Annotated in this window: 21 protein-coding genes; 8 read left to right on the top strand and 13 right to left on the bottom strand. The window is 64.8% G+C overall.

Annotated features, from left to right (window positions below; genetic code table 11):
- Positions 1–59: 59 nt before the first annotated feature.
- The 10 genes from ACE3P6_RS06430 to ACE3P6_RS06385 all read right to left on the bottom strand — a co-directional run bounded on the left by ACE3P6_RS06430 (position 60) and on the right by ACE3P6_RS06385 (position 10,194).
- The gene (locus ACE3P6_RS06430) at positions 60–608 is read right to left on the bottom strand and encodes a hypothetical protein (protein ID WP_374392882.1); all 549 of its coding nucleotides are present in this window, start codon (positions 606–608) and stop codon (positions 60–62) included.
- Between the two features lie 195 nt (positions 609–803).
- On the bottom strand, positions 804–968 hold the full coding sequence (locus ACE3P6_RS06425; protein WP_107325957.1) for a hypothetical protein: 165 nt from the start codon (positions 966–968) through the stop codon (positions 804–806).
- A gap of 416 nt (positions 969–1,384) precedes the next feature.
- On the bottom strand, positions 1,385–1,690 hold the full coding sequence (locus ACE3P6_RS06420; protein ID WP_374392880.1) for a hypothetical protein: 306 nt from the start codon (positions 1,688–1,690) through the stop codon (positions 1,385–1,387).
- A 91-nt stretch (positions 1,691–1,781) separates the two neighbouring features.
- A complete protein-coding gene (locus tag ACE3P6_RS06415) occupies positions 1,782–3,920 on the bottom strand; it encodes a ParB/RepB/Spo0J family partition protein (RefSeq protein ID WP_374392878.1) in 2,139 nt (712 codons plus the stop codon).
- A gap of 215 nt (positions 3,921–4,135) precedes the next feature.
- Entirely contained in the window at positions 4,136–4,450 is a 315-nt protein-coding gene (locus ACE3P6_RS06410) for a hypothetical protein (protein WP_374392875.1), read from the bottom strand.
- 36 nt (positions 4,451–4,486) lie between these two features.
- Positions 4,487–5,071 (bottom strand): poly-gamma-glutamate hydrolase family protein, encoded by a 585-nt coding sequence (locus ACE3P6_RS06405; protein ID WP_374392874.1) that lies wholly within the window; start codon positions 5,069–5,071, stop codon positions 4,487–4,489.
- Between the two features lie 136 nt (positions 5,072–5,207).
- Positions 5,208–7,502, bottom strand: coding sequence for an AAA family ATPase (locus ACE3P6_RS06400; protein WP_374392871.1), 2,295 nt, complete (start codon positions 7,500–7,502; stop codon positions 5,208–5,210).
- A gap of 351 nt (positions 7,503–7,853) precedes the next feature.
- Complete coding sequence (locus ACE3P6_RS06395; RefSeq protein WP_374392870.1) at positions 7,854–8,255, bottom strand: DUF2958 domain-containing protein; 402 nt, start codon at positions 8,253–8,255, stop codon at positions 7,854–7,856.
- Entirely contained in the window at positions 8,252–9,205 is a 954-nt protein-coding gene (locus ACE3P6_RS06390; RefSeq protein ID WP_374392869.1) for an ArdC family protein, read from the bottom strand. The genes ACE3P6_RS06395 and ACE3P6_RS06390 overlap by 4 nt, the downstream gene beginning before the upstream one ends.
- Positions 9,206–9,450: 245 nt before the next feature.
- Complete coding sequence (locus ACE3P6_RS06385; RefSeq protein ID WP_374392867.1) at positions 9,451–10,194, bottom strand: hypothetical protein; 744 nt, start codon at positions 10,192–10,194, stop codon at positions 9,451–9,453.
- 551 nt (positions 10,195–10,745) lie between these two features.
- Here ACE3P6_RS06385 and ACE3P6_RS06380 point away from each other — a divergent pair.
- From ACE3P6_RS06380 to ACE3P6_RS06370, 3 genes are all read left to right on the top strand, one after another.
- Entirely contained in the window at positions 10,746–12,290 is a 1,545-nt protein-coding gene (locus tag ACE3P6_RS06380; protein WP_374392866.1) for a Fic family protein, read from the top strand.
- Positions 12,291–12,375: 85 nt separating this feature from the next.
- Positions 12,376–15,183, top strand: a complete 2,808-nt coding sequence (locus tag ACE3P6_RS06375; protein WP_374392865.1) for an AAA family ATPase — start codon at positions 12,376–12,378, stop codon at positions 15,181–15,183.
- Positions 15,180–16,484, top strand: coding sequence for an McrC family protein (locus ACE3P6_RS06370; protein WP_374392864.1), 1,305 nt, complete (start codon positions 15,180–15,182; stop codon positions 16,482–16,484). Before ACE3P6_RS06375 ends, ACE3P6_RS06370 begins: the two co-directional genes overlap by 4 nt.
- Before the next feature lie 396 nt (positions 16,485–16,880).
- Here ACE3P6_RS06370 and ACE3P6_RS06365 read toward each other — a convergent pair whose 3' ends face one another.
- Positions 16,881–17,354, bottom strand: a complete 474-nt coding sequence (locus ACE3P6_RS06365; RefSeq protein WP_374392863.1) for an Lrp/AsnC family transcriptional regulator — start codon at positions 17,352–17,354, stop codon at positions 16,881–16,883.
- Positions 17,355–17,570: 216 nt separating this feature from the next.
- On the opposite strand from ACE3P6_RS06365, the gene ACE3P6_RS06360 reads away from it, so the two are divergent.
- The 5 genes from ACE3P6_RS06360 (at position 17,571) to ACE3P6_RS06340 (ending at position 21,742) form a co-directional block, all read left to right on the top strand.
- On the top strand, positions 17,571–18,035 hold the full coding sequence (locus tag ACE3P6_RS06360; RefSeq protein WP_374392862.1) for an Rrf2 family transcriptional regulator: 465 nt from the start codon (positions 17,571–17,573) through the stop codon (positions 18,033–18,035).
- Between the two features lie 180 nt (positions 18,036–18,215).
- Complete coding sequence (locus tag ACE3P6_RS06355; protein WP_374392860.1) at positions 18,216–19,310, top strand: sulfate ABC transporter substrate-binding protein; 1,095 nt, start codon at positions 18,216–18,218, stop codon at positions 19,308–19,310.
- 9 nt (positions 19,311–19,319) lie between these two features.
- Positions 19,320–20,156, top strand: a complete 837-nt coding sequence (cysT, locus tag ACE3P6_RS06350) for a sulfate ABC transporter permease subunit CysT (protein WP_374392858.1) — start codon at positions 19,320–19,322, stop codon at positions 20,154–20,156.
- On the top strand, positions 20,149–21,012 hold the full coding sequence (gene cysW / locus ACE3P6_RS06345; RefSeq protein WP_374392855.1) for a sulfate ABC transporter permease subunit CysW: 864 nt from the start codon (positions 20,149–20,151) through the stop codon (positions 21,010–21,012). The genes cysT and cysW overlap by 8 nt, the downstream gene beginning before the upstream one ends.
- Positions 21,013–21,022: 10 nt before the next feature.
- A complete protein-coding gene (locus tag ACE3P6_RS06340; protein WP_374392853.1) occupies positions 21,023–21,742 on the top strand; it encodes a sulfate/molybdate ABC transporter ATP-binding protein in 720 nt (239 codons plus the stop codon).
- A 35-nt stretch (positions 21,743–21,777) separates the two neighbouring features.
- Here ACE3P6_RS06340 and ACE3P6_RS06335 read toward each other — a convergent pair whose 3' ends face one another.
- Together ACE3P6_RS06335 and ACE3P6_RS06330 are read right to left on the bottom strand one after the other, a co-directional pair.
- A complete protein-coding gene (locus ACE3P6_RS06335) occupies positions 21,778–22,005 on the bottom strand; it encodes a hypothetical protein (protein ID WP_374392850.1) in 228 nt (75 codons plus the stop codon).
- Positions 22,006–22,087: 82 nt separating this feature from the next.
- On the bottom strand, positions 22,088–22,691 hold a 604-nt coding region (locus tag ACE3P6_RS06330), incomplete at its 5' end, for an HAD-IC family P-type ATPase (protein WP_374392848.1).

Raw genomic sequence — 22,691 nt, 5'->3', positions numbered from 1 at the left:
TCCGGACAGGCGAGGGCCCGGTACGCGACCGGGCCGGTTTCGGGAAAAGGACACAGAAATCAGGCGGCTTGCGGCAGGCTGAGCAGCGCCGCCGCTTCTTCCCGCCAGACGGGATCGACCAGCCGCGGCTCGAGAAGGCTGGCCCGGTCCCGCAGGGTCCTTGCGATCTTGCGATCACCGCGCCCTTCGGCGGCGAAGGCCTGGCCGCGTAGCAGGCTCGCCTCGGTCACGATCCGGCGCGCCTCGGCGTCCGAAGCCACCGGCGACTGCCAGAGAATGACCCCGGCGCGGATCGCTCCGGCGAGGACGAGGCCATGTGCGCGATCCTCGATGACCGCCAGACGCGGCTGAAAGTCGGAAAGAGCGACCGCGCCCGGATAGTCGCCCTTCGACACGCCCCGCGCAGCAAGGCGCATGGCCTCTTCGGCACAGGTGACCTCGCCGAGGGGAAGACAGTGGTCCCGCGGCGCGTCGGCATCGTCAGGGCTGATGCTGCCGAGGCAGGAGACGCGCAGCGGCAGCCTCCGCGCGCCCTGCAGCGCGGGAAGGACGTCATGGGCCAAGATCTGGCCGATGGGGCGGAAACCGCCCTGTCGGACAAGGGTCATCGGGATCACTCCGCGACGGGCGGCGGAGGCCTCTCCTCCACCTCGCACCCGTCACGGCCCGAATGCCCGCCCTCTTCCTCTCCGCCGGGGGCTGCGGTCCCGGGCTCGCGCGCGCCGAGGCGCTGCAATGGCAGCGGAAAAACCCGGAACCCGCGCGCGGGTCCGGGCCGTGCAGGCCTGTGGCGCTGCCGCGCCTCAGGCCCAGGGATCGAGCTCCAGTTTCACCATGCTCTCCTCGCCGTCGAATTCATCGGCGGGCATGGCGCCATGGGTGCCGTCACCGGCCTCGAACACGACGATCGACACGAGCAATGTGGCGGCGAGGCTGGCGGCGAAGGCGATGGCATCTGCGTAGGACATGGGTTCCGGCTCCTGTCTTGGAGGCGAGGGACCATCCCCCGCGCGACAGGCGCCCGAAGTGTCTGACCGGATCTGCACTCACCCTCGCGCGTTCAGATCGCTGAACGCCGAGGGCGGCACGCGTGCGTAAGCCGACCCCTCTGGGGTTGAATGCCAAAGAGACGGATCAGACCAAGGTCAGCGAATGGAAGCGGGGATGGTCTTTGCCACGGACCTGCAGCCGGATACCCGTCGCAGATGCCCTGCCGCGCCAGCCTTGACGCGCAGCGTGACGATTCAAGCAGAACCGGGGGCCGGTGATTTCGCACCCGATCCCGACGCCAGAATGCGGGTCGAGAGGCGGGGTGAAACTGGCACTTGATCCACGCACGGGCATGCAGCCACGCCCTGCATCGACGGACAGTGTCGCCGGGGTTTCAGTCCCAGAGCCCCTCCGCAATCTCGCGCGCGACCATCGCACGCGCCTTCAGCATGACCTCGTCGCCGGACAGGTCGGCATGGCCAAAGAACCGGGCCCTTGCGCCATGGTGCAGCCAGTCGGCGTAACGGCAATACTCGCGCGCTTCCAGACGGAAGGCGCGCAGGTCTTCGGCCCAGTGAGGCTTCGGCTCCACGACGACGGTGATCCCGTCGCATGTCTCTTTCCAGGGAAGCGACCGCTCGGCCACCGGGTTGGTGCGGTCTTCGCGGAAGATCTCGTCGATATCGATGACAGGGGGCATGGGGTCTCCAAAAGCGGAAAGGCCCGGCACATGGCCGGGCCAGGAATTGAAGCTTGGGCGGAATCGGGCGACCCGCGCCGCCCCGGAGTGATCACTCGGCAGCAACGGGGGGCTGCGTCTCATCCTCATCTTCGGCCGGTGCATCGTCCTCACCCGCGAGGAAGTCGGGCAGGTTTTCGCCCTCGGACCCCGAGGCCGCGTTTATATCGGCGCCCGCATCCGGAAGCGCCCGGCGAAGCGGTTCCGGCAGCCAGCCGGTATCCGCCAGCAGGCGCTCGGCCTCCTTGGCCATCTCGCCCTTTTTCAGGTGCGCGATCAGATCGGCCGCGCGGTCACCCGCGCCCTCCCGCACCGCCTCGATGATGCGCGGCTTGGTCACCCGGCCGAGGTAGTTCTCGACGGTGGGCCGCCAGCCTGCCGCGACCATGTCGAGGCCCGTCGCCTGCGCCAGACGATCAGCCTGCGCAAGGCGCTGCGCCAGTCCGTGCTGGCTCACTCCCATGCCGCCATAGGGGTTCGGCTTCTCGTAGAGCGCGTTGACCCCGAAGCTCACGCAATGCGCCAGAAGTTCCAGACGCGATGCGTGGTCGAGGGCGTCGAGCCAGTCCCACAGCGCCGCGTCATCGGCCGGCACGTGATCGCCCCAGCGCTCATTCCGCTCGGCGATCGAGAGGGCCGAGGCGCTGTCGCGCAGATCCTCGGCCTGCGCCGGGAAATGCACCTCGCGGACCTGCGCCTCGAGGCAGCCCCTTCCCGACTGCCGCAGGAAGCTGTCCGACACCAGCCGATGCAGAAGCGCGGTCAGGGCGACATGGGGGGATTTCGCCACCGCATCCCGCAAGGCCAGCGTGCGATGGGCGGTCAGTTCGGTGACAAGCCGATCCGGCAAGGGTCGGATCGCATCCGCCCCATCCTCATCGTCATCGCCCTCCACGGCCGCGCCGCCGATCGTGATGACAGCCCGCTGCCGCTGGCCCGGTTCAGTCCCTGCGGGCGGATACCCCTCTGCGCCATCGGCCCCCTCACCCTCGGGTTCCGCGACCGCATCGTCCTCGGGCCGGACATACCCCCGCTCGACCCGCAGCCGACCGTCGGAGTCGATGCTGACGAAAGCACCCGCCTTTGCCATCTGACCGGGGGCATAGACCATCTGGCGGCTGTCAAAGGCTTCGAGCGCCGCCTCGATCTCGCCGAGCCGCTGGTCAATGTCATCAGGCAGCTCCTCCGCCTCTGCATACTCGGCCTCCAGCCGGTCGTATTCGTCGCGCAGCGCCTCGCGCGTCGCGCGCTCGTCGTCGGTCAGGTCGACGGTCGTTCCCGCCAGTTGCCGAAGCCCCTGCAGATGGCCGTAGGGGAAGTTCACGGCGACCTCGATCCACTTCCAGCCCTCGGCGGCGATCGTCTCAGCCTCGGCCTTCAGCTTCTCGCCGACCAGACGGTCGAGCAGGACGGGGTCCTGCAGCCAGCCGCCGTCGTCCTGCTGGAACAGATCGCGCAGGACAGAGCCGCCCGCTGCCTCATAGGCGTCGATGCCGACGAACAGGGCGCGCTTGTCCGAGGCGCGCACCGTGGTTTCGGTCAGAAGGCGGCGGATGTGATAGGGCTCCTTCTGCCAGCCGTTCCGAATCGCCTCCCAGACCTGTTCCTGCCGGGCGTGATCCTCCGAGACAGTGAAGGCCATCAGCTGCTCGAGCGTCATGCCATCCTCGGCGTAGATCTCCAGAAGCGCGGGAGAGACCGACGCGAGGCGGAGGCGTTGCTTGACCACCTTGGCGTCCACGAAGAAGGCGGCAGCGATGGCATCCTCGGTCATGCCCTTGTCGCGCATGGCCTGGAAGGCGCGGAACTGATCCAGCGGATGCAGCGGCGCACGCTCGATGTTCTCGGCGAGCGACAGCTCGTCGATCAGGATGCCGGCCTGCGCCTCGGACAGGACGCAGGGCACGGGCGCGGTCTTGGCGAGGCGCTTCTGCTTGACCAGAAGCTCCAACGCCCGGAAGCGGCGCCCACCCGCCGGGACCTCGAACTGGCCGGTTTCCTGACCATCGGCGTCAAGGACGGGCCGGACATGCAGGGACTGGATCAGCCCGCGCCGGGCGATCGACTCGGCCAGTTCCTCGACCGAAACCCCGGCCTTGACGCGCCGGACGTTCGCCTGGCTCAGCACCAGCTTGTTGAAGGGAATGTCGCGCGAGGACGACAGCGTGATCTTGTGGATGGCAGAGGCCATGGTCGCAACTCCATGACGGGCGCCGGGGAGCCTCTCTCTCCGGCCTCCAACCCGTCACGGAACCCAAACCCCACCTCTATCTCTAGGCGTGGGGAACCCGATGATCCTTCGCATCGCGGGACGCGCACCAGCCGCTCCATGGCCGGCAACAAATGGTCGGCAGCACTTTCGCAGATGCAAGCTGCGTTGCCGACAAATCCTTCAAAGTGATCCAGTTAGGAGATTGTCGAGTTGTTGAGCTCATACCATTCGCGAATGGTTCTGGTCAGGTTTGAAAGTGCAAGGCCGCGGCTCATGCGGATATCAAGCGACGCAAACTCCTCAGTAAACCTTGCTGTATCTTCCCCGGAAGGTATGAACTCAAAACGCCCACCGGAATACTCATCATTCGGATCATAGCCGACAGCGCGCCAACTGCCTATGACTTCCCCATCGCGAGTGATCACGTCACCCTGCGCAAGTCCGGGGTCGTACCCGCCATGTATCCACTCATCGTGGCCGATGAAGTTAATTGGGTAGATCAGTTCCATCGCTCATAATCTCCTTCATTCAACCATTGGCTGATTTCACATTGTCGGTGATTGCAGCGCGGGGTTTCGAACAGCTTCACAGAAGCTTCGCAAAAGATTGGCGTCGGACATCAATTGACTGCGTAACCGACGTGGAAGCTCGAGCTGCACACCCTGTCCGGAGCGCGTTCGATTACAGATGTTTGTTTCTTCTCTACCTGGCAGCCGATTGTTGAGCGCGGTCTCAAACCCTGCGTCGCGCAGCGAAACTCCGATAGCGTCACGCAGGCGGTTGGCGCGACCACCCAGCCAGACCGCATTGTTCCCCTCGTCGCGCCTTCCATGAATCGCAATTGACATCCAACATCTGTTGACGAGTGCCACGCCTTTGGGTTCGTCAAAACGGTGTGACGTTATGTGAAAATGGCCGTGAGGAGCGTTTCTTAATGACTCGAAGGTGTAGAAGGAAAAGACGGACCCGGCAATTGCTTCAGCGATCTCTGAGGTCCCGGGTTCAATCCATCCGCCGTGGGGCGCCAAGATGCCGATCTCTGAGCCACGATCCACTACTCGGATACAGTAGTCGATGTCGGGCTGTTCGTTGGCGGCAAGATCGACGAAGGATGTGTAGCGGTCGGGCATAGTCCACCTTTCATAGGGACGAAATCGCGCATCAAACAAACACGGGACCCAGATTTGCTGAGTGAAAGTCAATGTCTTTCGCGCGATTCTGGGTAGAGACGTGGTCGCTGCGTTCGGTAATGAGTAGTACGATGGGTCAAGTTCTTGAGCGGAATTTCAGCGTGCGCTGTGCAAAGCCCACGAGTTCGGCATCGTTGATCAGCACTGTTTGCCAGGCCGGGTTTGTGTCGTGGTGGAAGCGGTTCGCATACCCAAGAAGCTGCTTTAGCTCCCTCACGTTCGCTTCCGACAGTATCTCGTCTTGAGCGCCGAGTTTCCGCTCGCATTCAAGAAGAAAATTGCCGAGGAGGCGCTCGGGCGGGCAATGGGCGGGGCATGCGACCCGCATATAGCTCTCGAGGATATGCCGGAGAGCAGCGGCAACCTCGCGCTCCTTGGTGTGATCGGCGGCATGAAGGTAGTCCCGGACGAGCTTGTGCCGCCGGTCGTGCTCGGTCACCGCGTCGGCCGAGACGTCCCATGCCAAGATCGTTGACCCCGGGTTTGAGCGTGCGATCCGCGCCGAGGACCGGCCATTCTTGTCAGCCGACGCCCACAGGTCGCAAAGGAAGGGCTTCGAGTGGGACAGCACGATAATCTGCCGGACCTTGTCATACAGTTCCCGCATGACCTCCATTGTCGTGAGCGATCGGTGTTCATCCAGACTGGTCATGGGGTCATCGATCACGAGGATCTTGTCGGCCAGGTTGCCTGCCTGCTCCAGCGACGAAAAGAAGAACGCGAGGGCAAGCGTGTTTCGGTCGCCCGCGCTCAGCGTTGTTCGGAACGATGGGCCAGCGTCAGCCGTCAGCGGTACGTTCTCGTTGTTTATAACGACGTGGTAGTTCGCGGCCGAGCCGCCCCGGTTGTTGACCGAGGTCACTGATCCCAGCCGGAACCCCGCGTTGAATTTTGCGAGGTAGGCATTGATTGCGACCTCATAAGCCGGAAAAATCGTCTCGCGGTATCTGTCGAGGGCCTCCCTCGCCTTCGTCCTGGCCGCTTCCGTCCTTGCCTTCTCGGCCTTCTCTTTCAGATAATCGTCGCACTTCGCCGCCACATCCGGCTCAAAGCGAGCCTTGATCGACTTCAGGCGCACAAGGTCGCCTTCCAGAGCCGATACGTCCGCCGAAGCCACTTGCTCCTTCACCGTCTTGATAGCCTCATTGCAGGCTAGGAACTTGTCGAACGCCTCTGCGACCGACCTCCGCTGTTCATCGAAAGCGGCGACTGCCTCGACAGCCTGGTCGGGCAGCTTCATGGGCTCCAACGGCGACACTGCTTTGGCCCGTAGGATCTCGAGAACGCTTTCCCGGGCGGCAGTCCATGCCCGGACGACCGCGGCGGTATCGACGTGGATATCCGGAATCGGCGTGAAGGCCTTCCAAAAATCTCGGGTCTCCGAGACGTCCCGAATGGATCGCTCGAAGCCGGCCATCACCTCGCCGCCATGGTCCGCAGCGATCCCTCGGCCGAGGGTTCGAATATCGGCCTTCAACTGGCTGTAGGCATCGCTGAAGTAGGCTTGGTAGTGCGGGATCAGGTTGGAATCCGCGAGGTCTTGGGCGCAAAATGGGCACGCGTTGTGATCAAGCCCGGCTGAGGCCGCCTCTATCCGAGGCATGCCATCGGCGACCCAGTTCTCTCCGTCCCGGCCGAGCTTCCGCAGATGCTCCCTTACGAGGGCTGCCGCTGCGGCCTCCAGCTCCGGAAGGCTCCGAGCCAGCACGGCGCGAATTCGATCAAGGTCGAAGCCTGGCAGGTTGAGGGACTGAAACGCAGTGCGCTGATGGATCGCACCTGCGGCCTTGGCCGCCGCCAGCCGGCGCTCGGCTTCCTCGATCTCCTGGTCGATGTCCTTTTTCGGGCTAAGGCCGCAGAAGGCGTCGACGCTAAACGGGCCGCGGGCCGCCGCCGGGATCGCATCCTGTTTCGCCCGCAGGTCTTTGTTGTGTTGCTCGATCCGTTCGACATGGCCCTGAAGTGCTTTGCTCAGCGCCACGCCCGTCGCGCCGAGGATCAACTCGTGTAGATTTTGCCTATGGCTGGTCTCAATCTCGATCCCTGAACATACGTTTTCTGCAACAAATGCGTCATCGAAGACATGTATCTCAGGCTGCGTCGCGGACCATGCGCCATTCTGGAAGATTGCCGATGCGCCAGAAAACTGAATTATAACGTGCGGTTCATGCTGGGCCTTCAGACGCTTCCGATTCTGGATAAGGGAAGGATCGCCCGACGAGAGCGACTTTAAAATGGCCGATAACGTTGTCTTGCCGCGACCGTTTTCCGCATAGATCACCGAGAAAGGAGTTAGCGGCAAGTGCGCGCCAGACGATACGTTGTCAAATTGACCCACATTACGAAGTAAAGAAATACGCTCAATCGTCATTTTTCTCAGTCATGTCCTTCGGCATTTTTTAGCGGCCTCGATGTCCTGAGAGGTGCACGGTAGCCATAAGTCCCCTGTGGGCAGCCGCTATGTTGGATTGTGTGTTATGCTTGCCAACGTTTCAAGGGCCACATGGCGCAACGCCTCGGCCTATTCGCCGCTGATGCAAGACATGGGAAAGACGCAATTTTAGTGCCTCGTCCGCCTGGTTGACTTCTGGGTAGCCAGGCAACGGACGACAGCTTCTACGCCTTTCGTGTGATGCAACGGCTCTGCATCAACCGACCGGACCGCGCCGCCCCCTTGCTTAGGAAAGCGGCGCGGTCGTCTGCTAAAAGGCTCCTACGGGCATCAAGGGCACCCACCTAACCCCGTCCTTCCGAACCTCGCGCCCCCTTCCCTCTGCGCCCGCGCATACAGCACCCGCTCCGCCGCGCTGATGCTGCCCTCGGCCCGCGCCGCCTCGGCCCAGACCGAGATCGGGAACAGCCCCTCGAAGTGCAGGTCCTGCTCGATGCCCATGCCAAAGGGCAGCCGGATCGCCACCATCTCGCTGAGCGACCAGGAGCCGAGCTCCGGATAGCCGAGATCGGCGAGACCGAAGAGGGTGTCGCCGTCCTCATCGAGCTCGGTGGCCAGCCAGGTGCCCTGGCCGAAGGGGTTGAAGAACTTCACGACAGGGATGTGATCGGCGTCCGGAACCCGGCCATTGGCAAGAAGCCGGGCGCGCTGGCTGGGGGTCAGGAGGATCATGCCGCAGCCCTCCCCTGTCCGGTCGCCTCGGCCGCGACAGGCTCCGGCAGATGGGCCAGCAGCCAGTCTGCGGCCTTGCTCGCCTGCGAGGCTGCGCGGACGATGGCGCGGTTGTCCTCGCGCAGCACCTCGAGCCAGGTGCCGATGTAATCGGCATGGCGGACGGTGGGCACGATCCCAAGCGAGGCGCAGCAGAAGGCCGCGTTCATCTCTGCCACCAGTTCCTCGAAGGCGTAGGCCCTGGTCCCGAAACTCCCAGAGAAGTCCCGCCCCAGCCGCGAGGCATGGCCCGTGGCATGGCCAAGTTCATGCAGCGCCGTGCGATGCCAGTTGATCGGCTCGAAATAGGCCTGCGGAGGGGGAACCTGAACGTAGTCCAGCGCCGGGACGTAGAAGGCCCGGTCACCGCCGATGCGGAAGTCGATGCCGGTGGCGCGGATCAGCGCCTCCACCTGCGGCTCGATCATGCCGGGCGGTGGTGGGGGTGCCACGAGGGCGATCTCCTCGGGCAGGCCCTCGCATTGGGCGGCGTTGAAGACGGTGAAGCGCTTGAGGAAGGGGATCTGTCCGGGCGCTTCCCCCGTTTCCCGGGCGCGGCGTTTCTCGTCCTCGGGGGTGAAGCGGTCGGCATAGACGACGGTTGTGCCGCGCTCGCCCTTGCGGACATTGCCGCCGAGCGCCAATGCCTGACGGGAGGTCAGCCAGGCTTGCGTCGGATAGCCCTGCTGGACCACGGCGCCCCAGAGGATCAGGATGTTGATCCCGGAATACGGACGCTGGGTCGCCGCGTTCCGCGGCAGCGCGAGCGGCGCCTTGGCCGAGGCCGTACCCCAGGGCTGGACCCAGGGCAGCCGCCCCGCCTCCAGTTCCGCGATGATCCGGGTGGTGATGTCGTCATAGATGCTGCTGCGGGCGCCACTGTTGCGGGGCGCGCGGTCCTGTCTGGCCATCGGGGTGATCTCCACGACGGGCGCCGGGGGCCTCTCCCCCGACCCTCAACCCGTCACGGAAATCCCCTCTGCACTCTCCCTCTGAGGGGGCGTTGCGGGGTCTCCCCGCTCGAAGGGGGTGCGTCGGCAACGTCAGTGCCGACCAGGGGGAAGGCCTTCCCCCACAAACATCCTCGACCCTCATCCTATGAAAACTGTGCCACCTTCCTCCTCATCCCGGCCCGGCACAGCCGTCAGCTTCTGCCTTAGCGCCAGGGCTCCGGCTCGTAGGCGGCCTTGGCCACCACCTTGCTGGCATCCCCGCGCGATCGGTATCGGCCGATCATCTCACCGGCGGCAGCATCATCGACCGCCTGCACCCGGTAGAGGGTCAGGCTCTTGTCGCTGTTGGGCTTGAGCTGGAATACCCGACCGTTTTTGCGGCAATAGACGAATTTCGAGCCCTTGATCTGGGTCCAGGGACAATCGGCATAGGAGAGGAGCCGCCGCTCCCGCTCCAGCCGCGCTTCGTCCAGACGCCGTTCCTCCTCGGCACGCCTTTCATCGCGCAGCCGCTGGAACTGCGCGCTGGTGTAATCCGCCAGCCGCCCGATGATCGCGGGCATCTCCGTGCCCGCCTCCTTCTCGGCCTGATAGATCGCGAGGCACTCGGCCTCGAGTTTCGGCTCGGGGTCCCCGAGATACTCCTCCTCGATCATCGATTTCATGCGCTGCTCGAGGTCCGTCACCGTCAGGGCCGGACCCGGCAGGCTGTTGAGGAATTCGAGCATGTCCTCTTTCGGGATCCAGCATTCGATGGCAGCGCCAAGTATCTTGTCGCGCGGCCCTTCCCATTTCTTCCAGACCGAACTGTCCTGATCGAGCTTCGTGACAATCTCGAGGGCCAGCTTGGCGAGGGACCGCTCCTCCCGCATGTGGCGCAGGGAGGGGCTGCGCACATACTCGGCTAGAAGGCTGTAAACGACTTGGGTTCGCTGGTTCATGAACATGTCTTCCTCCTTGAATGCGCCATAGGCTCAACCACGGGTTCCCCCCGTTTCAACGCCTTGATTCAGGAGTTTTCCGCGATGACAAAGCAAGACCGCCCAGAAGAAGGCCCGACCCAGGCAAGCGAATTCGAGGTGCTTCGCGAAAGCATGGTCTTCGAAGGGCCTGAATTGACCTTCACCCCCCGTGGGTCGCCCGACCCCAGATTGATGCGCCTTGTCCGCCTTCTCGCACAGCAGGCGGCGCGCGAATGCTATGAAGAGGAGCTGCGACTGGCGCGGGAAAAGAGGCGCGAAGCTCCCCCCGGGTGAACGCAGGTCAAAGGCGATCGGCCGTCCCGCTGTCGGCGCAATGCAACGACGCGCCGCCGTGGCCACTGACAGGGCAACCGGCTCAACCCGGGCCCCGCATCATGCCATTTTCTGCATCGCGCATTGTCATGACGGCTTTTCGACGTTCGTGATTGATTTTCGGCGCGATGGGCGTATAAGGATTTTCGACACTGGCCCATGATATGTGGCCATAATCCGCGCGCATGAGGCCTTTTCGACGCATGAGACCCGAGAGCCTGATGCCCTCCTTCTTCCAGGATGAGCCTCTTCCCGAGGGCGCCAGCCTCGCGGGTTGGGCCGCGCTGGTCTCCGCCTTCGGCATTCCTGCGCCGGTGCGCAACCCCACCTGCATTTCGGAACGACATGTGCGCGGCAACGTCCGCGCGGATGGAATCTGGCAGGTCTATGACAAGCGATACCTGCCCGAGGCGACGCTGGAGGGCCATCTCGGCTTTGCCCTTCGGCACGAGAGCATCGACCTCCTGATCCTCAAGCGTGTTTTCGACGCCGTTCCGCAACAGGACATCGAAGCGATTGTCCGCGCCACACCAACTGGTGCCTTCTCCCGGCGGCTATGGTTCTTCTTCGAGACCTTGACGGGACGCAGGCTCGATCTCGAGGATGCGCCGACCGTCACGGCGGTCCCGGCCTTGGACCCCGCCCACTATTTCACCGGCAAAGAGCGCTTCTCGCAGCGCCACCGCGTCCGGGACAATCTGCTTGGCACCGGCGCCCTCTGCCCGGTGATCCGGCGCACCGCAAAGCTCGAGGCGTTGATCGCGCTCGATCTGGCCGGGCGGGCCAAGGAGACCATCGGCAAGACGGGCGGCCATGTCGTGACGCGTGCGGCGAGCTTCATGCTGCTGGCCGACAGCCGCGCGAGTTTCGAGATCGAAGGCGAGCGCCCGCCCGTCAACCGCCTGGAGCGTTGGGGACGCGCCGTGCTCGAGGCCGGCAAGCGCCCCCTCAATCAGACCGAGATCTACCGCCTGCACCGGATCCTGATCGGCGATGATCGCCTGACCCCGATCGGCTATCGCGACGACGGGGTCTTTCTGGGCGAACGGGACCACAGCAACGACCCCTTGCCCGAGTTCATCGGCGCGCGGCCCGAGGATGTTCCCGACCTCATGACAGCGCTGAACGACTGCAACAACCGGCTGCGGCTGACGGATGCCGAAGAGGTCGATCCCGTCCTGCAGGCCGCCATCATCGCCTTCGGCTTCGTCTATATCCACCCGCTGGCGGACGGGAATGGTCGCCTGCACCGCTGCCTGATCCATCACGTTCTCGCCGAGCGGAAGTTCACCCCACCCGGGATGGTTTTCCCGGTCTCGTCCGTGATGCTGGACCGCATCGACGATTACCGGGCGGTTCTGCAGGGCCACTCCGCCCCGCTGATGGAGCACATCGCGTGGCGCGCAACGCCCACCGGCAATGTCGAGGTGCTGAACGACACGGCCGACTTCTATCGCTTCTACGACTGCACGGCGGAGGCCGAATTCCTCTATGACTGCGTCCGCAAGACCATCGAGGAGGACCTGCCCCGCGAAATCGCCTATCTCAAGCGCCACGACGCGGCGATGCGCGGGATCATGAACCGCATCGAGATGCCGGACGCTCTGGCAAGGCAGGTGATCCTGTTCGTCACCCAGAATGAGGGGCGGTTCCCAAAGCGCAGGCGCGACCGCGACCCCTTCGACAAACTCACCGATGCCGAGATTGCAGAGCTGGAGGAGATCGTGACGACGGCGTTCTCGAATTGAATTCAACCCGCACCCCGCACGGCGCCCTATCCAAATACGCGCAAACATCCGATTTGACGGCCCTCGAAAGCACAGGACAGCAGTAATGGCGAGATTCAACCCGCACCAGAAAAGCGCCGCATTGTATCCTGTGGTTTCGGACTTCGCCGACCGCTGCTTGCTGCAGGATCGCTCCATCCTCCAGCCAGACCTTCAGCTTTGGACAGCCGAGAACCTCGCGGAGCTCGACCGCACCTTTGTCCAGAATCCCGATGAAGGCACGGACAGCTATTACATGAAGCTCGAGCAGCAGATGTCCTCAGGCACACCGGAAAGCCGCCAGCTGATGGCTGAGTTGCACTGGGTCCTGTTCACCTTTCCCAGCGACATGGGACCGGCGACCAAAGCGCAGAGAGTCAGAGAGATCTGGTCCTGGTCGGGCACCCCGCTTCCCGAGGGTGTTGCGGCCTTGAGCGCGGAGGTTCTGGAAGGCATCGGCCACGCGGGCACGGCCTATAACACGCACAGATGGCGGGAGCTGAGCTTTCTGATTGCCCTGGTTCGTGACTGGAAGGAGTTGCCGCCTGAGATGCAGGCCCAACAGCGCAAGGACCATGAAGCGTTTTGCGCGTTTCTGGACAAGGTGCCCAGGGTCGATGGCCGCCAACTGCGTCAGATCCTTCCTCATCTCCTGTTTCCCGATCTCTATGAGCGGATTTCAAGCCCGCGGCACAAGCGAGAGATCCTTGAAGGCTTTGACGTCGCAACGCGGAAGGACATCCGGAAGATGCGGATTTCCGAGCTGGATTCCCATCTGCTGACCCTGCGTCGCAAGCTCGAGACCGAGCTCGGCCGAGAGATCGATTTCTATGAGCCGGAGATTGAACAGCGCTGGCGCGACAGCGGCGCGACCTATCTGATCAGCTGGAATCCGTCACGCTGGGACTGGGAGACTTTCGCGCCGGACCGCCAGCAGACCGCGTCCGGAGGCACCGTGGTCCATCGGTGGCGCACGAGTTCGAAAAAGCCCAAGCCGGACGACAAGGTCTTCCTGATCCGAACCGGTGATGATTTCCGTGGCATCATCGCAAGGGGACGGGTTGCGAAGGCCGCCTACTCCGACCTCCACTGGGACAAAGAGCGGGCTGCCGCGGGTGAGACCGCGGATTTCATCGATGTGGAATTCGAGGACATACGGGACCCAGGGAAGGATGCCTACATCCCGCATGCGGTCTTGACGAGCAAGATCAGCGGGCAGGACTGGAGCCCTCAGTCTTCCGGAATTCTGATCAAGCCCGCAGCAGCGCGGGCGCTGGAAAAGCTTTGGGAAAACGCGGAACCCGCGAAAACAGACGTCGAAAGGGCCGTGCCGATCATGGGATCAACCTATCACAACATCATCCTTTACGGCCCTCCCGGTACCGGAAAGACATACCGGACCGCTGAGGAGGCCGTTCGGTTGTGCGGGGAACCTGTCCCGGATGACCGCGCCACTCTGATGTCATCCTACCAACGCCTCTTGGCCGCCGGTCGGATTGAATTCGTCACCTTCCATCAGTCGATGGCCTATGAAGAGTTCGTCGAGGGTCGCCAGCCGATGACCGGCGCAGATGATGGCGAGGACACATCCTCGGCCGGCTTCCGGCTGGAGACGGTGCCCGGCATCTTCCGGCGCATCGCGAAACGCGCCGAGACCAGCCGTGGGCATTCATCCGAGGAGGAGTCGACACGTGTTGAAGGCCGCCAGGTCTTCAAGATGTCGATTGGCGAAGCGAACAACCCCGAGGACGCGCATCTCTTCGAAGAAGCGATCAAGGGCAACTATGCCCTACTCGGCTTCGAGGACATTGACTGGTCGGACGACAAGTTCGAAAGCAGAGAGGCGATCATCGAAGCCTGCAAAGCCCAGGGCAGCCAGAACGGCACTGTGGATGCCAGATCCGGCATGGTGCAAATGCCCTTCATCTTCCGGAACTGGGTCCGAAAGGGCGACATCGTCATCGTGTCCAAAGGCAATGGACTGTTTCGAGCCATCGGGGAATTCACGGGCGGGTACGAGTTTGCCCCCCGCCCCGAAGGCGGGTATGCCCATCGCCGCGCCGTCCGCTGGCTCTGGATCGATCGGGACGGCGTGCCGGTCGGCGAGATCTATTCCCGGAAGTTCTCCCAGAAGTCGATCTACGCTCTCTACGACGCCGAGCTCAACGTGCCGGCCCTTGAGCGTTACATGAACAGCCAGCAAACCGAGGGACCGTCCGAACCCGAACCCTTCGTCCTGATCATCGACGAGATCAACCGGGCCAATATCTCCAAGGTGTTCGGCGAGCTGATCACGCTCTTGGAACCCGACAAGCGGCTCGGCCAGCCCAACCAGCTCAAGGTGCGCCTGCCCTATTCGGCGGATGAGTTCGGTGTTCCGTCGAACCTGCATATCGTCGGCACGATGAACACGGCAGACCGCTCCATCGCGCTGCTCGACACAGCACTGCGGCGGCGGTTCACATTCCGGGAAATGATGCCCGATCCGGCCGTCCTCAAGAAGGCCGCGACCCGCACGGGCATCGATCTGCCGAACCTTCTGACGATCATCAATGAACGCATCGAATATCTCTACGATCGCGATCACCAGATCGGTCATGCCTATTTCACCGGCTGCGACACCCGCGCGGATGTCGACGCGGTGATGCGGCACAAGGTGATCCCGCTGCTGGCCGAGTACTTCTTCGAGGACTGGGGCAAGATCGCCGCGGTACTCGGCGATCTGGAAACGCATGACAGGCCGATCAAGGGGGGCTTTCTGAACAGGTCCGTCCTGAAGGCACCGCCTGGGCTCGACAATGGTGAGGCGATGCCGCGCTTCCGGTGGGACGTGCGCGAAGACAGCTTCGATTATGCGCGGCTGCTCGGCTCATGATCCGCCGCACGCTCCGCGAGTGGCAGCGCATCGGCTACGGGGATGACGACTCGACCATCCCGACGGCCGAGGCTGATCGGATTGCCGCCGTCGCGGCGCGTTCCAGCTTCGCGGGCCGAGGTGGCGAAGGCGTGCTCGAACACGGCCGCAAAGGCCTTCGGGCCCGCGGTGTGGTCGGTGTGATCGCCGCGCCAGGATGTCAGCTGGAGATCCTCCCCAAGATCGAAGGTCTTGGAGAGCACGACGCTTCTGACGAAACCCTTCGTCGCCGTCTCATCCACATGCTGGCGGTGGTTCACGATCTGCGGATCGATGCAGGATCGATGGCGCAGCTCGGATGGCAGAAGGACACTATTCTGGAACTGTTGATCCGCCTGTTTTGCGCCCGCCTGATGGAAGCGGTGCGGATGGGTCTGCCGCGCCGGTATGTGGATCATGCAGACGACCTCCCCGCCCTGCGCGGAAGGCTCGACGTCACCCGACAGTTTTCCCGCCATGCGGTCGCACCGCAGCGGCTGGCCTGTCGGTACGACGAGCTGTCCTCCGACATCGCGCTCAACCAGGTGATACGCGCCGCCGTGACCCGTTTGCAGCGCGTGGCCCAGGCCCCCGACAATCAGCGTATCCTGCGCGAACTGGGCTTCGCCTATGCGGATGTGGGCGAGGTTCCCGTGTCAGCGTTGCGATGGGACCAGATCACTCTGGATCGGACAAACCAAAGGTGGCGCGAGCTCCTCTCCTTCGCGCGCCTGCTTCTCGGGGATCGGCATCAGCAGACCAGCGCAGGATCCATGGATGGCCATGCGCTCCTGTTCGAGATGAATGCCTTGTTCGAGCAATACGTCGCCCGACTGGTCACCCGCGCTCTGGCCGGAAGCGGTTACCGTGTTTCAGCGCAAGGTGGCCACCGGGACTGCCTGTTCGAAGCCGATACGGGCAGATTTCGGACCAAGCCGGACCTCATTATCAGGCACGGAGATCGAACCGTCCTCGTCGTCGACACCAAGTGGAAGCGGATGGCCTCTCGCATCGACGACCCCAAACAGGGGATCAGCCAGGCCGACGTGTATCAGTTGATGGCCTACAGCCAACTCTATGGCTGCCGGGACGTCATGTTGCTCTACCCCCATCACGGCGATCTCCCGCCAGAACCGATTTGCACCCGATACGCCATCGCACGTGAAGGCGCCGAAGAGACCCTTCACATCGCAACCCTTGTCATGACCGGTCCCTCGGGATCGCATGTCGATGCGCTGAAGACGCTGTTGGGGCGGGTGTTGCCGGCTGCCGTGGCGGCCTAAGCAACGCGCCGGGCGAGGCGAGCGGAGAGGCTGCCATCGGAGAGGCATGAACCGGTATCTGCCTCATCCAACCTGCGCGAAATCCCGATCGGTCCAGTCATCCAAAGGACCCACGCTGCCCTACGCCAGAGCGCGAAATTCTGCGATCAAAACGGGAACATCCAGTGCACACGCCACCTTGCAAGCAATTGTTTTCTATATGAAATCCGTCCAATCCATCATGGGCGCGACGGACAGGCGGGCGGCCTCGGGGGCTGCGTTCAGGGGCATGCGGCGGTCTCCTCGGCGCGCGTCACCTCGTGCGCACCCCGCGGCGCAGATACCACGCCTTGAGGCGCCGGACCACCGGCCGGTGCGGCAAGGCCAAGACGACCGGGGCGGCGCACGATCCCGCCCTCAGCGCGACACCGTGTCCAGCGGGTAGGCCGTGGTGAACTTCATCCGCTCCATCGCGAAGTGGCTGGTCACGGTCCTGATCGGCACCGCATCGGTCAGCCGCTTGTAGAGCCGGTCGAAGGCCGCCATGTCGGCCACCGTCACGCGCAGGAGATAGTCGATCTCACCGGCCATGCGGTAGACCTCCATCACCTCGGGGATCGCGTCCACCGCCGTCGCAAAGGCTTCGCGCCAGGCCGCCGAGTGGTCGGGGGCTTCGATGCCGACGAAGACCGTCAGGCCGAAGCCCAGCCTGGCGGGGTCGGCCAGGGCGACCCGGCCGGTCAGGATCCCCGCCGCCTCCAGCTTCTGGATGCGCTTCCAGCACGGCGTCTGCGACAGGCCCGCCCTCTCGGCGATCTGGACGATGGGCAGTGTCGCATCCCGCATCAGTTCTGCGACGATCTTGCGGTCGATGAGGTCGAGGTCGGTCATGGGCCTGCTGCCTTTCGGGCCCGGTCGGGCGGGCCTGAAGATCAGAATGCGCCAAATCCACATAAAGTCTACAATCTTGATCGTGTATAGTCGGCGGCTTCGGATCGTCGACCCTTTTCCACTGCTTCCCGGCGGTTTCGGGCGATCGCCGGGCCTGCCGTCCGGAGTCCGCAACCCGACATTGATTCTCGTCATTCCCGCGGATACCTCTGGGACATGATCACGCAGAAGATGAAATACGCCCTGAAGGCGCTTCTGGCGCTTGCCGACGAGGCCGCCAAGGGCCAGCCCGAACCGTTGACGATCGAAGAAATCGCCAGGCGGTCCGGCACGCCGAAACGGTTTCTGGAACATATCCTGCTGGAGGTGCGCAACGCGGGCGTCATCGCCTCGATCCGCGGGCGGTCCGGCGGCTATGTCCTGATCAGGAAGCCTTCCGAGGTATCGATCTCGGAGCTTTTGCGCACGATTGACGGGCCGATCGCCCCCCTGCCCTGCCTGTCCCGCCGTGCCTATCAGCGCTGCGAGGATTGCGCGGACGAGGCCACCTGCCGGATTCGCAAGGTCTTTGCCGAGCTGTTCTGGTCCTATCTGGTGATGATCGACTCGCTGACCCTTGAGGACATGTTGCGGTCCGCGGCGGTGGCAGATCAGGTCATGAGCAGCGCGCAGCAGGCGTAAGCCTTTCCAGGACAACGGGATTTAATGGCGAAGCGGGCGTCGCGCCCGCCGGGCGGAGAATAATCCTCTCTATACACGACAAACTTTAGCGTGAATTTTCCTTTGCAATACTCGACAATCTCTGTCGTAATTACTGCCGTGACGGGCCCGGGGCCCTGACCGACAGCGAAGGAGAAGACCATGCTTGCCACCCTCACCCACGCGGGCGCCGCCACCGTTCACTCCGGCGGCCATGTCACCCGTGCGGTGCTGCGTCGCCCGGCCGGACGGCGGGGCGCCCGAACGCTGCGCGGATTGCTGTCCGCCGTCGCCCTGGCGGTGCTGGCGCTGGGTGCCGCGCCGGCCGGGCTCAGGGCGGAGACGCTGTTGAACGTCAGCTACGACCCCACCCGCGAGCTCTACCGCGAGGTCAGCGAGGCCTTCGCCGCCTTCTGGGTCGCCCAGGGCAACGAAACCCCAACCATCGAGGCCAGCCACGGCGGCTCCGGCTCTCAGGCCCGCGCGGTGATCGACGGGCTCGAGGCGCAGGTGGTGACGCTGGCGCTGGCCAGCGACATCGACAAGATTGCCCAGACCGGGAAGCTGCCCGCCGACTGGCAGACGAAGCTGCCGCACAATTCCTCGCCCTATACCTCGACCATCGTCTTCCTGGTGCGCGAGGGCAATCCGAAGGGGATCAGGGACTGGGGCGATCTGGTCGCGGAGGGGGTCGAGGTGATCACGCCCAACCCCAAGACCTCGGGCGGCGCGCGCTGGAACTACCTCGCCGCCTGGGCCTGGGCCGAGAAGAACGGCCAGGACCCGCAGGCCTTCGTCAAGGCGCTGTTTCAGCATGTGCCGGTGCTGGACTCGGGCGCCCGCGGCGCGACCACCACCTTCGCGCAGCGCGGCGTCGGCGACGTGCTGCTGGCCTGGGAGAACGAGGCCTATCTGGCGCTGAAGGAGATCGGCGAGGACCAGTTCGACATCGTCGTGCCCTCGGTCTCGGTGCTGGCCGAGCCGCCGGTCGCGCTGGTGGACGGCAACATCAGGTCGGAGGGGCAGCGCAAGCTGGCCCAGGCCTATCTGGACTTCCTCTACTCGCCCGAAGGCCAGGCGATCGCCTTCAGGAACTTCTACCGCGCCTGGGACGCGTCCAGGGCCGACCCCGCGGATGTGGCCCGCTTCCCCAAGCTGGAACTGGTCGACATCGCCCACTTCGGCGGCTGGGCCAAGGTGCAGCCCGAACACTTCGGCGACGGCGGCATCTTCGACCAGATCTATGTGCCGAAGTGAGCTGATCCGATGGGCAGACCGCTGATCCACCGCTCTCCCATGCCCGGCCTCGGGCTCAGCATGGGGATTACCCTGGCGATGCTCTCGCTCGTCGTCCTGCTGCCGATCGGCGCCCTTCTCCTGAAGGGCGCCACCTATGGGCTGGCGGGGATATGGGAAACCGTGAACCGCGAACGCGTCTGGGCGGCGCTGTTCCTCTCGTTCCGGCTGTCGCTGTTCGCCGCGCTCTTCAACCTTGTCTTCGGCGTGCTGCTGGCCTGGGTTCTGGTGCGCTACCGCTTTCCCGGCCGCCGCATCCTCGATGCCGCGGTCGACCTGCCCTTCGCGCTTCCCACCGCCGTCGCCGGCATCTCGCTGACCGCCCTCTACGCCCCGAACGGGGTCTTCGGGCAGTTGGCCGCGGCGATCGGCTGGAAGATCGCCTATGCCCAGTGGGGCATCTTCATCGCGCTGGTCTTCGTCGGCCTGCCCTTCGTCACCCGCACGGTCCAGCCGGTCATCGAAGAGATCGAGCGCGAGGTGGAGGAAGCCTCCGCCACCCTCGGCGCGACCCGGCTGCACACGCTCGGCCATGTCATCCTGCCGATGCTGGCGCCCGCCGCGCTGACCGGCTTCGCCCTGTCGCTGGCCCGCGCGGTGGGCGAATACGGCTCGGTCATCTTCATCGCCGGCAACATCCCGCTGGTGACGGAAATCGCGCCGCTTCTGATCGTCATCCAACTCGAGGAATTCAACTATGACGCCGCCGCCGCGATCGGCATCGCCATGCTCCTGATCAGCTTCGCGATGCTGATGGCGATCAACCTCATCCAGGTCTGGAGCCGGCGGAGGATCGGCAATGTCTGATACCGCGCCGCTCCGTTTCCGCTCGGCCACCGAGGAAACGCCCCTGGCCCGCCGGTCGCTGATCGGCCTGGCCTTCGCCGGCCTCGCCATCCTCGTCTTCGCGCCCCTCGTCGCCGTCTTCGTCGAGGCGCTGGCCGATGGCGTGGCGGCGGCGCTGAAAAGCCTCGCCAGCCCCGATGCCCGCGCCGCGGTCCGCCTGACGCTGACCATCGCCGCCATCTCGGTGCCGCTGAACGCCGTCTTCGGCATCGCGGCGGCCTGGTTCATCACCAAGTTCGACTTCCGCGCCAAGGCCTTCCTGATCACCCTGATCGACCTGCCCTTCTCGGTCTCGCCGGTCGTCGCGGGGCTTTGCATCGTCCTGATGTTCGGCACCAACAGCCTCGTCGGCGGCTGGCTGGTCGCCCACGGCCACCCGATCGTCTTCGCCATGCCGGGCATCATCCTCGCCACGATGTTCGTGACCTTCCCCTTCGTGGCGCGCGAGCTGATCCCGGTGATGATCGAACAGGGCCGGGCCGAGGAAGAGGCGGCGCTGACGCTGGGGGCAAGCGGCTGGCGCACCTTCCGGACCGTGACGCTGCCCAACATCCGCTGGGCGCTTCTCTACGGCGTCCTGCTCTGCAACGCCCGGGCGATGGGCGAATTCGGCGCGGTGTCGGTCGTTTCGGGGAAAATCCGGGGCCAGACCGCGACGATGCCGACCACGATCGAGATGCTCTACCAGGAATACCTCCCGGTCGCGGCGTTCAGCCTGGCGGCCGTTCTGGCCCTTCTCGGCCTTGTCACCCTTCTGCTGAAGACCGCGCTGGAACTCCGTCATGCCGACCAGATTGCCGCCACGCACCGCCGTTAGGAGACCGCCCATGCACATCGAAATCGACGAGATCTCCAAGATCTTCGGCACCACCGCGGCGCTGCATCCCGTGTCGCTTGCCATCCCCTCGGGGGCGCTGGTGGCGCTGCTTGGCCCCTCGGGGTCGGGCAAGACCACGCTGCTGCGCATCCTCGCGGGGCTCGAGTTCCCGACCTCGGGCCGGGTCCGTTTCGACGGGCAGGATGCCACCGGCCTGACCGTGCAGGACCGCCGTGCGGGCTTCGTGTTCCAAAGCTACGCGCTTTTCCGGCACATGACAGTGTTCGACAACATCGCCTATGGCCTGAACGCCCGGCCGCGCGCCTCGCGCCCCGCGAGGGCGGAGATCGCCCGCCGGGTCACGAAGCTTCTGGAACTGATCCAGTTGCCCGGCATCGACGAGCGCTACCCGTGCCAGCTTTCCGGCGGCCAGCGCCAGCGCGTGGCGCTGGCGCGCGCGCTGGCGATCGAACCCCGGATGCTGCTTCTCGACGAACCCTTCGGCGCGCTCGACGCCAAGGTCCGCAAGGACCTCCGCCAGGGCCTGCGCGACATTCATGACACCACCGGCCTGACCACGGTCTTCGTCACCCACGATCAGGAGGAGGCGATGGAACTCGCCGATCTGGTGGTGGTGATGTCGATGGGCCGCATCGAACAGATCGGCAGGCCGCAGGACATCCGCGCCCGGCCGGCAACGCCCTTCGTGCGGGACTTCCTGACCGCGTGACCCGCAGGCGCATGCCCCGGCGCCAGGATCTCTGCTCAGCGCCCGGGCCCGCCCGCGCGCCAGGCGCGGAACCGCCGCACCACCGGCTTCACGTCGAGCCCGATCACCAGCACCCCGAGCGGGATCATCCAGAAGCCGAGGACCGGCAGGAAGCCCACGATCCCCCCGGCAACCAGCAGAAGACCGAGCAGCGTGCGCAAGCCCGGCGGCACCCGCTGCCGGATCCGCACCAATGTCCGTCTGAGCCGCGCCCTGAACGTCATCTCCGCCTCCCTCGGGGCGATATGGGCCTCGCGGGGGCGCAGCGTAAGCCCCACGCGCTTCCCGCCGCCGATGCCGGCGCGTTCACGCCGCCGCCTCTGCCGCGCCCGCCCGCCCCCGCGGCGCGATCCTGAGCGCCCTGAGCGCGTTCAGGATCACCGCCACGTCGATCGCCTCCTGCATCAGCGCGCCCTCGACCGGGCTCAGATGGCCAAGCGCGGCGGCCACCATGCCGAGCACCGAAAGCCCGATCCCGGCCACGACGCTTTGCAGCGCGATCGCACGCGCACCCCGCGCGATCTCCATTCCCGCACCGAGCCGGTCGAGCCGGTCCACCAGCAGCACCGCATCTGCGGCCTCGGCCGAGGCCGCGGCGCCCCGTGCCCCCATCGCCACGCCGACATCCGCCGCCGCCAGCGCCGGCGCGTCGTTGACGCCGTCGCCCACCATCATCACCGGGCCGTTCTTGCGCTCGGTCAGCACCAGAAGCACCTTCTGGTCGGGCCTGAGCCCCGATCTGAGCCCGTCGAGACCGAGCCCCGCGGTCACCTCCTCGGCCACTTCGGCGCGGTCGCCGGTGGCCAGGAGGATGCGCTCCACGCCGCGGGCGCGCATCCCCTCCAGCGTCGCCGCGACGCCCTCGCGCAGAGGGTCCGCCATGACGAGATAGCCCGCCATCCGGCCGTCC

Source organism: Tabrizicola sp. (assembly GCF_041911175.1).
GTDB lineage: Bacteria > Pseudomonadota > Alphaproteobacteria > Rhodobacterales > Rhodobacteraceae > Tabrizicola.
Note: the sequence above shows the minus strand (reverse complement) of the source record. Positions and strands in the feature narration are given on the sequence as shown.

Bases quoted from the DNA above. Each gene is read 5' to 3' on its own strand.
- ACE3P6_RS06430 (WP_374392882.1), bottom strand. From the start codon at position 608: ATGACCCTTGTCCGACAGGGCGGTTTCCGCCCCATCGGCCAGATCTTG.
- ACE3P6_RS06425 (WP_107325957.1), bottom strand. From the start codon at position 968: ATGTCCTACGCAGATGCCATCGCCTTCGCCGCCAGCCTCGCCGCCACA.
- ACE3P6_RS06420 (WP_374392880.1), bottom strand. From the start codon at position 1,690: ATGCCCCCTGTCATCGATATCGACGAGATCTTCCGCGAAGACCGCACC.
- ACE3P6_RS06415 (WP_374392878.1), bottom strand. From the start codon at position 3,920: ATGGCCTCTGCCATCCACAAGATCACGCTGTCGTCCTCGCGCGACATT.
- ACE3P6_RS06410 (WP_374392875.1), bottom strand. From the start codon at position 4,450: ATGGAACTGATCTACCCAATTAACTTCATCGGCCACGATGAGTGGATA.
- ACE3P6_RS06405 (WP_374392874.1), bottom strand. From the start codon at position 5,071: ATGCCCGACCGCTACACATCCTTCGTCGATCTTGCCGCCAACGAACAG.
- ACE3P6_RS06400 (WP_374392871.1), bottom strand. From the start codon at position 7,502: ATGACGATTGAGCGTATTTCTTTACTTCGTAATGTGGGTCAATTTGAC.
- ACE3P6_RS06395 (WP_374392870.1), bottom strand. From the start codon at position 8,255: ATGATCCTCCTGACCCCCAGCCAGCGCGCCCGGCTTCTTGCCAATGGC.
- ACE3P6_RS06390 (WP_374392869.1), bottom strand. From the start codon at position 9,205: ATGGCCAGACAGGACCGCGCGCCCCGCAACAGTGGCGCCCGCAGCAGC.
- ACE3P6_RS06385 (WP_374392867.1), bottom strand. From the start codon at position 10,194: ATGTTCATGAACCAGCGAACCCAAGTCGTTTACAGCCTTCTAGCCGAG.
- ACE3P6_RS06380 (WP_374392866.1), top strand. From the start codon at position 10,746: ATGAGACCCGAGAGCCTGATGCCCTCCTTCTTCCAGGATGAGCCTCTT.
- ACE3P6_RS06375 (WP_374392865.1), top strand. From the start codon at position 12,376: ATGGCGAGATTCAACCCGCACCAGAAAAGCGCCGCATTGTATCCTGTG.
- ACE3P6_RS06370 (WP_374392864.1), top strand. From the start codon at position 15,180: ATGATCCGCCGCACGCTCCGCGAGTGGCAGCGCATCGGCTACGGGGAT.
- ACE3P6_RS06365 (WP_374392863.1), bottom strand. From the start codon at position 17,354: ATGACCGACCTCGACCTCATCGACCGCAAGATCGTCGCAGAACTGATG.
- ACE3P6_RS06360 (WP_374392862.1), top strand. From the start codon at position 17,571: ATGATCACGCAGAAGATGAAATACGCCCTGAAGGCGCTTCTGGCGCTT.
- ACE3P6_RS06355 (WP_374392860.1), top strand. From the start codon at position 18,216: ATGCTTGCCACCCTCACCCACGCGGGCGCCGCCACCGTTCACTCCGGC.
- cysT (WP_374392858.1), top strand. From the start codon at position 19,320: ATGGGCAGACCGCTGATCCACCGCTCTCCCATGCCCGGCCTCGGGCTC.
- cysW (WP_374392855.1), top strand. From the start codon at position 20,149: ATGTCTGATACCGCGCCGCTCCGTTTCCGCTCGGCCACCGAGGAAACG.
- ACE3P6_RS06340 (WP_374392853.1), top strand. From the start codon at position 21,023: ATGCACATCGAAATCGACGAGATCTCCAAGATCTTCGGCACCACCGCG.
- ACE3P6_RS06335 (WP_374392850.1), bottom strand. From the start codon at position 22,005: ATGACGTTCAGGGCGCGGCTCAGACGGACATTGGTGCGGATCCGGCAG.